Below are 12,994 nucleotides of genomic sequence, written 5' to 3'. Positions count from 1 at the left end.
GCTTTAGCGAAGGCGGCAAGCCGGGCGATGACAGCTCCTGTGTGGATGGCGTTTGCCGCCTTGTTGTCTACTTCCTCTCGCCCCCCGCCTGCGCCCGCGCCGCCTCCCATGCCTGGAATTGCCTGAACAGCGCTTCCTTGTCCGCATCGGACACCTGCGCGGCCGCCGGGCTCTGTTTCAGGAACGCCTCGAAGCGCTGCCGTGTCACCGGCTCGATGCCGTGCTTGTCGAGCCATTGCTGCGCCACCGGCAATCTGTTCCAGCCGGATAGCGGCGCCGCGAGCGAGACCTCCTTCCACTTGGGATGAAAGGGCGGATTCTGCAGCGCGGGGAATTTCGTGAAGAACGCGTCCACGAACAGCGCGAGCTTGCGATAGCGCTCGGTATTGGGCGCCCAACTATATGCCGCAAGCACCGCGGGCACCGCGATCGTGTCGACGCTCTCGCCCTCCTTGATCAAATTCGGATAGTCCTTCGCGGTCAGGGTCGCCGGCAGGTAGTCGCTCTGCAGCGGCTTGGCGTAGTCCACCTTCGCGAGGTGGAAGCGGCCGTCATTGCCGAAGGTCGAGACCGATTTGTACGGCTTGCCCCCGACCACGATGACGGCATCGATCTCGCCGGCCTTCAGCTTCTCCATCGCGATGCGCTGCTCGACATAGACGAATTGCGCCTTGATCCCGAGCCGCTCGAACACGGTGAGCGCAGTGACGAAGGTGCCGCCGTTGGGCAGGTCGACGCTGACGGTCTTGCCTTCGAGGTCCTTCAGCGTCGTCACCGATTTCGGCGCGATCACCTGCATCTCCTCGTTGTACAGCTTCGTCACATAGGTGAACTGCCGCTTGATGTCCTTGGCGAAACCCTTGCGCTCGAGATAGTCGAGCGTGTCGGCCCGCACGATGCCGAGATCGACGCCTTGCAGGAACAGGATGTCGGCGACGCTCTGCACCGAGCCGCGGCCGACGATCGGCAGCACGCGGATCTTGTTGCCGTCGTCGAGCACGGAGGCGAGATCGGCGCCGAACTGCACATAGGTGCCGCCGATCGTCCCCGTGATCAGCGTGACGGTGTTGGCGTTCAGCGCCTGCTTGGTCGAGCTCGAGCCGAACTGGAAGATGGCCTTCAGGCTGTCCGAGACCTTGGCCGGATCGTATTCGGCCTGCTCGGCGCGCGCCGCGAAGGCACAGATGGTCATGATGGCGGCCAGCGCCATTCCCAAAGCGTTACGCATGATGTCCCCTGAAGCGTTCTAGTTTGAGAGTTGGGCGAGACGCTGTCGCGCCTCCGCCGATCCGAGTGCCGCGGCCTTTTGATACCAGTCGCGCGCGGCGGCCGCGTCGGCGGCGATGCGCCGCGAGTCGCTGGTGCCAAGCACGGCCGGGTCATAGCTCTGCGCCAGCAGAAACGCAGCCGTCGCATCCTGTGCATTGGCCGCGCGTTCAAGCAGCAGGCGGGCAGCAACAATATCGCCGACGCCCAACAGGTTCTTCGCGCGCGTCATCAGCCCGGCCAGCGTGTCGGCGTCGAGCGTCTTCGCGGGCGTAGGCGGTGCGGGCGGCGCCGCGACGGGCGCGGGCGCCGGTTGGGTTTGTCCTTGGGCTTGCAGCGCCGTCTGATAGGCGGTCGCGATCGCCTCTCGGCTCGGCATGGCCGGTGCAGGGAGTACCTGCGTGTCGGCGCTCGCCAGCCTCGTGTCGCCCACGCGGGCCGCATCCTTGGGAGGGATCTGCGGTCTGGTCGGCGCGCTGGCCGACGCCATGGCCTGGTCCGCCGCGATGCGAGCCCAGCTAGCGGCACTGGCGGCTAAGAGGTCGCGCAAGTCGGACTGAAACAGTGTGGCCAGAACTGCCAGGCTGAATGCCGCCAGAACGGCCGCGAGCATACGCGGGACAATTCTGGAGCGCGATGTCACCGGCGCATATTCGCTCGGGTCGGGTGCGCCGAGCGGGTCGGACAGAAACAGTGGAATTGGATCGTCCTGCGCCAGCTCGGCGCGCTTGGCCCGTGCACGGATATAGGATGCGATGGGCGGATGTGATGCAGATCGATCGGAATCGTGTGCGTGCGACTCCTTCGACGGACGGTAGGCCGTCGTCTCCATGGTGTGATGCTCCCCATTACTGACGCAACGCAGGGGCAGTCCCGGCTTCAGTCTTTTTGTTGTTGTCCAGAAGTCCCCGCTAACTGGAACCGGTAAATCGCCGTCCGATTCAGCCCAAAAAACGACGGCGGTTTGCGCGAATCTGGAGATATTTGGGTTTGATTACGGCGGCGCGGCGGAATGCACCGCAATTTTGCTCGCTATGGTTGATGGGGATCTTACGATGCGGCGGCAGGCATAGTGCTAGCTCCTCGCCCGCTGTCATCCCCGTGAAGGCGGGTCACCCGGAACGCTGCGGCTTCTCGGTTAAATCACTGGCGCTCCGGAATACTGGATCGCCCGGTCACAGCCGGGCGATGACACTTGTGTATGCTGAAACAGCGTCGCGAGAACATCGCGATCACGGATGCAGGATCACCTTGCCCATGGCCTGACGGCCCGCGAGCACTTTCAGCGCGTCCGCAGTCTGAGCCAGCGGGAAGGTGCGATCGACATGCGATGAGATCTTGCCTTCCGCGGTCCACTTCACGAGCTTCTCCAGGTTGGCGCGATTCTTCTCCGGATTCTGCCGCGTCCAGGCGCCCCAGAACACGCCGCGGATGTCGCAGCCCTTCAGCAGCGCGAGGTTCAGCGGCATCTTGGGAATGTCGCCGGCGGCAAAGCCGATGACAAGGAAGCGGCCTTCCCAGGCAATCGAGCGCAGCGCCTGTTCGGCGTAAGCCCCGCCAACGGGATCGAAGATGATGTCGACGCCCTTGCCGCCGGTGAGCTTGCGCAGGCCTTCCTTCAGATCTTCCTTGGCGTAATTCAGCGTCAGTTCTGCGCCGTGCGCCTTGGCGAATTCGAGCTTCTCGTCCGACGAGGCGCAGGCGATCACCTTCAACCCCATCAGCTTGCCGAGCTCACAGGCCGCAAGGCCGGTGCCGCCGGCAGCGCCCAGCACGGCGAGCGTCTCGCCGGGCTTGGGGCTGGCGCGATCCTCCAGCGCATGCAGCGCGGTGCCGTAGATGATGATGATGCCGGCCGCGCGGTCGTAGTCGAGATTGTCGGGGATCTTCACGATCGATGCTGCCGGCAGCGCGATCTTCTCGCGCGCGCCGTTGTGGCCGCAGGAGGCGACCACGCGATCGCCGACCTTGAGATCGGTGACGCCGGGGCCGATGCTCTCGATCACACCAGCGACTTCCGCCGCCGGAGAAAACGGGAATGGCGGCTTGATCTGGTACTTGCCCTGGATCATCAGGATGTCGAAGAAATTCAGCGCCGCCGCCTTGATCGCGATTACGGCTTCGCCGGGCCCTGCCACCGGATCCGGCACCTCAGTCAGAACGAGGTCGTCAGGCTGGCAATATTGCGAGCAGAGGATGGCTTTCATGGCGGCACCTTGAGGGCGTTTCGGGTGGAATTATAGTTTGGCCGTTTCTGCCGGATTTAGGCAGTGGCGACAATCCGGATTCTTTGTCTGAGGTCGCGCGACGGCTATCCTCCCGTCATGCGAGCCACCGGGTCCGCGCGAAGCGCGGCCCGATGACAGGCTCCGCGAAGCAATCCAGAATCCGTCCTGCGGAAATAGGCTGGATCGCTTCGCTGCTCTCGCAATAACGCGGTGTATCGAAACAGCGAGGATTCAAACGATGTTTGAAACAAGCCTCCTCAAGAACAAGCGCATCCTCGTCACGGGCGGCGGCTCGGGTCTTGGCGCCGCAATGGGCCGTCGCTTCCTCGCGCTCGGCGCCGAGCTCGTGATCTGCGGCCGCAAGCTCGACCGGCTCGATGCGACGGCGCGCGAGATGCGCGAAGAGACCGGCGGCAAGGTCACCGCGATCGCCTGCGATATCCGCGACGGTGCGGCGGTCGACAACATGATGGATGCGATCTGGCGCGAGGCGCCGCTCGATATCCTCGTCAACAATGCCGCTGCCACCTTCATCGCGCAGAGCGAGCGCCTCTCCTTCCGTGCCGCGGACGCCATCCTGGCGCCGACGCTGCATGGCGCGATGTATTGCACGCTTGGCGCCGGCAGGCGCTGGATCGAGGCCGAGCACGGCGGCGTCGTGTTGTCGATCCTCTCGACCTCCACCATCACCGGCCGCGCCTTCACGGTTCCCTCGGCGATGGCGAAGTCCGCACTGCTGGCGATGACCAGGAGCCTTGCGGTGGAGTGGGGCCCGAAGGGCATCCGCACCGTCGCGATCGCGCCGGGCCCGTTTCCGACCGCAGGGGCCGCCGGGCAGCTCCGTCCCGAAGGCCGTGACGAAGGCTGGACTGCGCGCAACCCGCTTGGACGTACTGGCCAGCATAGCGAGCTCGCCGATCTCGCCAGCTTCCTGGTCTCGGATCGCGCCGCCTATATCAATGGCGAGATGGTGGTGATCGACGGCGGCGCGCATCTGCGCAGTTCCGGCGCCGAGGATTTGCTCGGCTGGACCGAGGCGCAATGGGCCGCGCAACGCGCCGCCCGATCCAAGGCCTAGCCGCCGGCGATACCGCTAACTTCCTTCCCAAATTGAACTTTCCCGGCTATCCCTGCCCGGGGACAAAGCGCGCTCGGGCCATCTTCCAGTCACAATATTGAGGGAACCAACGCGGCATGTGGCGGGTGCTGATTTTAGCTTTGATGACGGGCGTGGCGGCCGGGGGAATCGCCGTTTCGGCGCGGGCGCAGACGGCGCAACCGGCGCCCAAGTCCGGTCCAGCTGCAAAAGAGGCTACACCGAAGCCGGCCGCGCCATCGGCCAACACCAACGCAAAGGCGACCCCGAAGCCCGAGAGCAAGCCGGCGGCCTCGGCTGCGGCAGTTGCGGGAGGCGCGGAGCCGACCCTGATCGGGCAGTTCGGCACCTGGGGTGCCTATTCGGCGACGCCGAACGGCAAGAAGGTCTGCTTCGCGCTGGCCAAGCCGTCATCGTCGAAAACCAACCCGCCGAACCGGCCGCGCGATCCCGCTTATGCCTTCGTCTCCACCCGGCCGGCGGAGAAGGTCAACAACGAAGTCTCGGTCATGATCGGCTATGCGCTGAAGCCGGGCTCGGAATCGACCGTCGAAGTCGGCGGCGCCTCCTTCGCCATGTACACGCAGGGCGACGGGCTCTGGATCAAGAATGCGGCCGAGGAGGAACGGATGGTCGAAGCCATGCGCAAGTCCGCCGATCTCGTCGTCAAGGGCGTCTCGGCCAAGGGCACCGAGACGACCGACACATTTTCGCTGAAGGGCCTCGCCCAGGCGCTCGACAAGATCGCGCAGGACTGCCGGCGGTAAGACTGTCGGCGGCAAGACTGCGGGCGATAAGGTCGCAATCGGCGGTTCCGATTGCTATATAGGGGCGGTTCCAAATTCTTCCGTCATTCCGGGATGGTCCGAAGGACCAGACCCGGAATCTCGAGGTTCCGGGTTCGATGCTCCGCATCGCCCCGGAACGACCAAGCCATCAGGTCCATTCAATGCAACCGACGACCGAGCCGCACAACGCAACATTGGTGGAGAAAACTCCACTCGAAACCTATGTGCCGCCGGCCAAGCCGTCGCTGATCGGCCTGTCGCGCACCGAGCTTGCCGATCGCCTCGGCGAGATCGGCGTCGCGCCGGCGCAGCGCAAGATGCGGGTGCAGCAGCTGTGGCACTGGATCTATTTCCGCGGCGCCCAGAGTTTTGACGAGATGACATCGATCTCCAAGGGCATCCGCGCCGATCTCGCCCAGCATTTCACCGTGGACCGGCCCGAGGTCGTGGCCGAGCAGATTTCCAACGACGGCACCCGCAAATGGCTGTTGCGTCTGCCGAGCGGCGACAATGTTCAGAAGGCGCATGAAGTCGAATGCGTCTACATCCCCGAGACCGACCGCGGCACGCTGTGCGTCTCCTCGCAGGTCGGTTGCACCCTGAACTGCGCCTTCTGCCACACCGGCACGCAGCGCCTGGTGCGCAACCTCACCGCCGGCGAAATCGTCGGACAGGTGATGGTCGCGCGGGACCGTCTCAACGACTGGGCCGACCGCGAGGACGGCACGCGCCGCGTCACCAACATCGTGATGATGGGCATGGGCGAGCCGCTCTACAATTTCGACGCCGTGCGCGATGCGCTCTTGATTGTCGGCGACAACGAAGGCATCGGCATCTCCCGCCGCCGCATCACGCTGTCGACCTCGGGCGTGGTTCCGAACATCGTGCGCGCCGGCGAGGAGATCGGCGTCATGCTCGCGATCTCGCTGCATGCGGTGCGCGACGAGTTGCGCAACGAGCTGGTGCCGCTCAACCGCAAATATCCGATCAAGGAGCTGTTGCAGGCCTGCCGCGACTATCCCGGCGCCTCCAACGCGCGCCGCATCACCTTCGAATATGTGATGCTCAAGGGCGTCAACGATTCGCTCGACGATGCCAAGCTGCTGGTGAAGCTGCTCAAGGGCATTCCGGCCAAGATCAACCTGATCCCGTTCAATCCCTGGCCCGGCACGGCCTATGAGTGCTCCGACTGGGACCAGATCGAAAGGTTCTCCGAATACATCTTCAACGCCGGCTATTCCTCGCCGGTGCGCACCCCGCGCGGCCGTGACATCCTCGCCGCCTGCGGCCAGCTCAAGTCGGAGACGGAAAAGCTCTCGGCGCGCGAGCGCCAGGCGCTGCGCGCCATGGCGATGACGGATTGATGGATGATGACGTCCTCGATGCTCGTCATGGCCGGGCTTGACCCGGCCATCCACGTCGAGCCACGAGCACGAAAGTCGTGGATGCCCGGGTCAAGCCCGGGCATGACGGTTGTGAGCGTCGCGACATCCTTGATTGGCAACCTGCTTATCTCATGTCTCTGATCGGTCGCCTCATCGTCATCTTCATCGGCTTTCTCGCCGCCTGCTTCGTCGGCGGCATGATCGTGGTCGTCGCGCTGCTGTTTCCCGAATTCGCCGATCTCGGCGCCGGTCCGGTCGATCAGGGCACGATCGACATCCTGCTCGGCTTCGGCTTCATCTTCGTCTCGGGCTTCGCGCTGGTGCCGGCGGCAGTGATTGTCGCGATCACCGAGGCGCTCTACATCCGCAGCGCGCTGACCTACGCTGTGGGCGGCGGCCTTGTCGGGCTCGCCTGCTATCTCGGCCTCGTTCCCTTCCACGCCGACACGTTGCAGTTCGAGGGCATCGTACGTCGTCACCTGGAGATCATGACCGGCGCCGGCATCGTTGCCGGCGTGGTCTACTGGCTGATCGCCGGTCGAAACGCCGGCGCCTGGCGCATCCCGCCGTCCCCACGCAAACCGCCGCCGCCGCTGCCGTCGAATTCGCGGCCGGATGTGCGATAGTTTGGTGCTCTGTCATTCCGGGATGGTCCGAAGGACCAGACCCGGAATCTCGAGATTCCGGGTACGGTGCTGCGCACCGCCCCGGAATGACCACGGCAAGGGTTTCCATCCCCTTCCCACTCCGCTAAACCGCGCGCCATGAACCGTACCGGACTCTTCATCGCCCTGGCGCTGTGGCTCGTGATCGGCGTCGTCTTCGGCCTCTATCCCGAGCTCGACCTCAAGCTCGCTTCGCTGTTCTTCGACCCCGCGACCAGGACCTTTCCGCTCAAGCTGAACGGGTGGGCCGGCTTTGCGCGCGATGCGGCGATGTGGATCGCCTGGGCCTTCGCCCTTCCCTCGATCGTCGCGCTCGTGGTCAAGATGATCCGGCCCGACCGGCCGCTGATGGTGCGGGGGCGCACCGTCATCTTCCTGCTGGTGACGCTGACCATGTCGGCCGGCATTTTGACCAACCTGACGTTCAAGAATTATTGGGGTCGTCCGCGTCCGGTGGTGGTGACCGAGTTCGCCGGCGATCAGCAATTCGTGCCGTGGTGGGATCCGCGCGGCGCCTGCGGGCGCAACTGCTCGTTCTTCTCCGGCGAAGGCGCGACGGCATTCTGGACGCTGGCGCCGGCTGCGCTGGCGCCGCCGGCGTGGCGACCGCTCGCTTATGCCGCTGCCGTGGTGTTCGGCGCCTTGACCAGCGCCCTGCGCATGGCGTTCGGCGGGCACTTCTTCACCGACGTGTCCATCGCCGGCCTCGTCACCTTCGTCGTGATCTGGCTCGCCCACGCGCTGATCTACCGCTGGCCGCGGACGCGGTTCTCGGACGAAGCGGTGGATGCCGCCCTGACCCGGCTGAACATGCCCGCCTACCGGCTGCGCCAGCGCCTGTTCGGCCGCAAGACCGGCCCCGAGCCCTCGGTTTGAGCCATTAAAGGGGTGCCGAGCCCCGCGAAATTTGATATTCGCGCGGTCAACCCACCCGTCACATCAGCTTGAGACCCGATTGGAAGCCCCATGACCACGATCCTGAAAAGCCTGCCCAAGGGTGAGAAAGTCGGCATCGCTTTTTCGGGCGGCCTCGACACCTCTGCGGCGCTGCTCTGGATGAAGCAGAAGGGCGCGCGCTGCTATGCCTACACCGCCAATCTCGGCCAGCCGGATGAAGCCGACTACAACGAGATCCCGCGCAAGGCGATGGAGTTCGGCGCCGAGAACGCGCGGCTCGTCGATTGCCGCACGCAGCTGGTCCACGAGGGCATCGCCGCGATCCAAGCCGGCGCCTTCCATATCTCCACCGGCGGCATCACCTATTTCAACACCACGCCGCTCGGGCGCGCCGTGACGGGCACGATGCTGGTCGCGGCCATGAAGGAAGACGGCGTCAACATCTGGGGCGACGGCTCGACCTTCAAGGGCAACGATATCGAGCGCTTCTATCGCTACGGCCTGCTCACCAATCCCGGCCTGAAAATTTACAAGCCCTGGCTCGACCAGCAGTTCATCGACGAGCTCGGCGGCCGCGCCGAGATGTCGGCGTTCATGACCGCGCAGGGCTTTGCCTACAAGATGAGCGCCGAGAAGGCGTATTCGACCGACAGCAATCTGCTCGGCGCCACCCACGAGGCGAAGGATCTCGAAAGCCTCGACAGCGGCATCAAGATCGTCAACCCGATCATGGGCGTGCCGTTCTGGCGCGACGACTGCAATGTCAAGGCCGAAAAGGTCGTGGTGCGCTTCGAGGAAGGGCAGCCCACGGCTCTCAACGGCCAGACCTTCTCCGATCCCGTCGCGCTGTTCCTCGAAGCCAACGTCATCGGCGGCCGTCACGGCCTCGGCATGAGCGACCAGATCGAGAACCGCATCATCGAGGCCAAGAGCCGCGGCATCTACGAGGCGCCCGGCATGGCGCTGCTGCACATCGCCTATGAGCGCCTCGTTACCGGCATCCACAACGAGGACACGATCGAGCAGTACCGCATCAGCGGCATGCGCTTGGGACGACTACTCTATCAGGGCCGCTGGTTCGATTCGCAGGCCCTGATGCTGCGCGAGACCGCGCAGCGCTGGGTCGCGCGCGCCGTCACCGGCGAGGTCACGCTGGAGCTGCGCCGCGGCAACGACTATTCGATCCTCAACACCGAGAGCCCGAACCTGACCTATGCGCCGGAGCGGCTGAGCATGGAGAAGGTCGAGGACGCCGCCTTCACGCCGGCCGACCGCATCGGCCAGCTCACCATGCGCAACCTCGACATCGCCGACACCCGCACCAAGCTCGGTCTCTATTCGAAGACCGGCCTGTTGTCGGGCACGGAAGGCTCGCAGATCTTCCGGCTCGAGAGCGACAAGGGCTGAGGCTTTCCGTAGCCCGGATTGCGCTTCGCGCCATCCGGGCCACGCGCTTAATGACGCTGTCATTCTCGACCGCTACGCTTCCGCCTTCTGTCGGGAACGGAATTGCGGAGCATCGCACATGGTCAGGGGATCGGCACTCGCCTCTCTCATCGTTCTTTGTTGGACATCGTCGCTGCAGGCGCAGACGATCTTTCCGATCGACCGCGCCGAGATTCTGGCGGGAGCCAAGTTCGACTTCAAGGTCGAGCTCCCCGGGCTGGTCGATCCCGCCAAGTTGAAGGTGACGGTGAACGGCGCGGATTACGCGGCCGCGTTCGGCCGCCCCGGGACCTTCATCGAGCGCGAGGATGGCAAGGAGCAGTCGGCCCTGATCCTGCGCGACGTTACGTTGACGAAGCCGGGCAGCGTAAACGTCGACGTCAGCGACGGCACGCGCCAGCGCAGCGTCACATGGACGGTCTACGACACCGGCCCGCGCAAGGCGAAGAACGTCATCCTGTTCATCGGCGACGGCATGTCGCCGGTGCATCGGGTCGCAGCGCGAATCCTGTCAAAGGGCATTTCGGAAGGCAAGAGTCGCGGCAAGCTCGCCATCGACGACATGCCGCATATGGCGCTGGTGGCAACCGCCGGCTCGGACTCGATCATCACGGATTCCGCGAACTCGGCGAGCGCCTATGCGACCGGGCACAAGAGCGCCGTCAATGCCCTCGGCGTCTATGCCGACCGCACCGCAAGCCCGTTCGACGATCCCAAGGTCGAAACCATCGCGAGCCTCGCCAAGAGGCAGCTCGGCATGGCGATCGGGATCGTCACCAATACCGAGATCGAGGACGCGACGCCGGCAGCGATGGTCGCGCACACCCGTCGGCGCGCCGCCTATGACGACATCGTCGAGCAATTCTTCGCGGCAAAGCCGGATGTGCTGATGGGCGGCGGCAGCGCGAATTTTCTGCCGAAGTCGGCCGCCGGATCGAAACGCAAGGACGAGACCGACTACATCGCGAAGTTCCGCGATGCCGGCTATCAGGTGGCGACCACCGCAAGCGAGCTCAGCGCCTCATCCGCAAAACAGGAGACGAGCAAGCTGCTTGGCCTGTTCGCCACCGGCAACATGGACGGTGTGCTCGACCGCAAATTCCTGAAGGGCGGCGGCGTCAAGAAATTCCCGGAGCAGCCTGATCTGACCGAGCAGGTGCAGGCGGCGCTGAACGTCCTCTCCAAGAACGAGGGCGGCTTCTTCCTGATGGTCGAGTCCGGACTGATCGACAAATACGCGCATGTCCTCGATATGGAGCGAGCGGTCTACGACACGATCATGCTCGACAACGCGGTGCGTCAGACGCGCGAATGGGCGCGCGCACGCGGCGACGACACCCTGATCCTGGTGCTGGCCGATCACAATCATCCCAACAGCCTGGTCGGGACGATCAATGACGACATGGGGACAACGCCCAACGTGCCATTGCGCGAGCGGGTCGGAGTTTATGAGCAGGCCGGATTTCCCAACTATCCTGCGCCGGATGCGGAAGGTTATCCGTCACGCGTCGACGTGAGTCGGCGGCTTGCCATCTTCTCGGCGAGCCTGCCCGATCACTACGAGACGTTCCGTCCGAAGCTCGATAATCCCAACGAGCCGACCGTCAAGGCCGGCGACGACGGCACCTTCAAGGCTAACGACAAATACAAGGAGGTCCCGGGCGCGGTGCTGCGCCCCGGCAATCTGTCGTCGCTGGTCGGCGCCAGCGTGCATTCGGGTGAGGACGTCATTCTCACGGCGACGGGCCCGGGGAGCGAGCGCGTGCACGGCTCGATGGACAATACCGAAGTGTTCCGTGTCATGGCCGATGCGCTCGGGCTCGCCGCCGGACATTAGCGGCTACACAGGCTTCAAACAAAATGGCCGGGATTGCTCCCGGCCATTTTCGTCTTGCGAAGGTCTTACTGGCGCGGCGGAGGCGCCGCGTTGGCCTGGCCGCCGTTGAGCAACGGCGTGATACGGCGGACAGTGACGCGCCGGTTGATCAGGCTTGGGCCTTGCGTCTGCTCCTTCAGATACTGCTCGCCATAGCCCTGCGACGTCAGGTTCTCCGCAGGCACACCGAATTGCTGCGTCAGCAATTCGGCTGCGGCCTGCGCGCGGCGGTCCGACAGCGACAGATTGTCGACCTCGTTGCCGACCGCATCGGTGTGGCCCTCGATCAGGAACACCTCCTGCGGGTTGGCCTGGAGCGCCTGGTTGATGCCGTCGGCGATCACTTGCAGCCGCGCCGCCTGATCCGGCGGAATGGTCCACGATCCCGTCGCGAAGTTGATCGTATTGACGTCGATGCTCGGCATCTGCATACGAACATTCGGGCTGTAGCGGATCTCGTCGAGCGAGTAGCGACGATCGATCCGCTGCACCGGCGGGGCACGCATCGTTTCGTAGATCACCTCTGGCGGCGCCTCCTGGGCGTCGACGATGTAGCGATCGTAGGGAATGCTGACCACCGGCGGCGGCACGTCGACGTAGAAGCCGCCGACCGCCCGCGGATCGCGGTAGCTGTTGTCGATGATCATGATCTCGCGCCCGCCGGGATCCCTGCGGATGCGCCGCAGCAGCGAGCCGTCCGGGCCGACCACGGTGATCACCTCGCTGCCGTCGGGACGGATCACGACGGTGCGGGTTTCGCCGCCGACTGTGTCGGTGCGGATGTCACGGGCACCATAGCGGAAGCGATAGAGATCGTTGCCGCGAACATAGGCCTGCCCGCCCGGATCGCGGACGATGATGCGGTCCGGCTCGGTGTAGACGGTACGGCCGCCCTCGACGACCTCGCGCCGCTGGTTATGGAGATCGGCGATGGTGGCGCCGATCACGGCGCCGGCCACCACGCCGGCGCCGATCGCGAGCGGGGTCAGGTCACGCTGCTGCGGACGCGGCGGCGGCGGCAAGGGGGCTGCGACTGTCGGCGCGGCGCGGAACGCGGGCGCGACTGTCGGCGGCGCGTATTGTGCCCTGTCAGGCGGTGGCGCTGCGGCGGGCGTGCCGGGGACCACCGTAGGCGCCGCGGCACCGGCCGGAGGAGCTGCTGGCCGGGGCGGCAGGTTGCCAGCCTGGGGCGGCGCAGCCGGAGTCCCGGCAGCGGGCGCGCCGGCCGGAGGCGTTCCACCCTGTTGTCCGGGCGCTGGCGTCGCCGTGGGGGCCGGGGTCGCGCCGGGCGCGGGCGTGGCTGCCCCCGGACGCCCGGCCGGCGGTGTCGGCGTGCTGCCGGGCGCC

Annotated in this window: 11 protein-coding genes; 7 read left to right on the top strand and 4 right to left on the bottom strand. The window is 65.3% G+C overall.

Annotated features, from left to right (window positions below; genetic code table 11):
• Positions 1-67: 67 nt before the first annotated feature.
• The 3 genes from HZZ13_RS34395 to HZZ13_RS34385 all read right to left on the bottom strand — a co-directional run bounded on the left by HZZ13_RS34395 (position 68) and on the right by HZZ13_RS34385 (position 3,473).
• Positions 68-1,228, bottom strand: a complete 1,161-nt coding sequence (locus tag HZZ13_RS34395) for a TAXI family TRAP transporter solute-binding subunit (protein WP_197963876.1) — start codon at positions 1,226-1,228, stop codon at positions 68-70.
• 18 nt (positions 1,229-1,246) lie between these two features.
• The gene (locus tag HZZ13_RS34390; RefSeq protein WP_197963875.1) at positions 1,247-2,098 is read right to left on the bottom strand and encodes a hypothetical protein; all 852 of its coding nucleotides are present in this window, start codon (positions 2,096-2,098) and stop codon (positions 1,247-1,249) included.
• Positions 2,099-2,498: 400 nt separating this feature from the next.
• The gene (locus HZZ13_RS34385; RefSeq protein ID WP_197963874.1) at positions 2,499-3,473 is read right to left on the bottom strand and encodes an NADPH:quinone oxidoreductase family protein; all 975 of its coding nucleotides are present in this window, start codon (positions 3,471-3,473) and stop codon (positions 2,499-2,501) included.
• A 259-nt stretch (positions 3,474-3,732) separates the two neighbouring features.
• On the opposite strand from HZZ13_RS34385, the gene HZZ13_RS34380 reads away from it, so the two are divergent.
• The 7 genes from HZZ13_RS34380 to HZZ13_RS34350 all read left to right on the top strand — a co-directional run bounded on the left by HZZ13_RS34380 (position 3,733) and on the right by HZZ13_RS34350 (position 11,608).
• A complete protein-coding gene (locus HZZ13_RS34380; protein ID WP_197963873.1) occupies positions 3,733-4,572 on the top strand; it encodes an SDR family oxidoreductase in 840 nt (279 codons plus the stop codon).
• Between the two features lie 116 nt (positions 4,573-4,688).
• Positions 4,689-5,357, top strand: a complete 669-nt coding sequence (locus HZZ13_RS34375) for an invasion associated locus B family protein (protein ID WP_197963872.1) — start codon at positions 4,689-4,691, stop codon at positions 5,355-5,357.
• Positions 5,358-5,539: 182 nt separating this feature from the next.
• Positions 5,540-6,742 carry a dual-specificity RNA methyltransferase RlmN gene (gene rlmN / locus HZZ13_RS34370; RefSeq protein ID WP_197963871.1) on the top strand — a complete coding sequence of 401 codons (1,203 nt, stop codon included), beginning with the start codon at positions 5,540-5,542 and terminating at the stop codon, positions 6,740-6,742.
• 152 nt (positions 6,743-6,894) lie between these two features.
• Positions 6,895-7,389 carry a hypothetical protein gene (locus HZZ13_RS34365; RefSeq protein WP_197963870.1) on the top strand — a complete coding sequence of 165 codons (495 nt, stop codon included), beginning with the start codon at positions 6,895-6,897 and terminating at the stop codon, positions 7,387-7,389.
• Positions 7,390-7,527: 138 nt separating this feature from the next.
• Positions 7,528-8,304 (top strand): phosphatase PAP2 family protein, encoded by a 777-nt coding sequence (locus HZZ13_RS34360; protein WP_197963869.1) that lies wholly within the window; start codon positions 7,528-7,530, stop codon positions 8,302-8,304.
• A gap of 90 nt (positions 8,305-8,394) precedes the next feature.
• Positions 8,395-9,732: an argininosuccinate synthase gene (gene argG, locus HZZ13_RS34355; RefSeq protein ID WP_197963868.1), complete on the top strand. Its 1,338-nt coding sequence runs from the start codon at positions 8,395-8,397 to the stop codon at positions 9,730-9,732.
• 118 nt (positions 9,733-9,850) lie between these two features.
• Positions 9,851-11,608 (top strand): alkaline phosphatase, encoded by a 1,758-nt coding sequence (locus tag HZZ13_RS34350; RefSeq protein WP_197963867.1) that lies wholly within the window; start codon positions 9,851-9,853, stop codon positions 11,606-11,608.
• Between the two features lie 65 nt (positions 11,609-11,673).
• Here HZZ13_RS34350 and HZZ13_RS34345 read toward each other — a convergent pair.
• On the bottom strand, positions 11,674-12,994 hold a 1,321-nt coding region (locus HZZ13_RS34345), incomplete at its 5' end, for an OmpA family protein (protein ID WP_246504681.1).

This window comes from Bradyrhizobium agreste, from assembly GCF_016031625.1.
Classification (GTDB): Bacteria; Pseudomonadota; Alphaproteobacteria; order Rhizobiales; family Xanthobacteraceae; genus Bradyrhizobium; species Bradyrhizobium agreste.
This window is presented reverse-complemented; position numbering and strand designations above follow the sequence as displayed.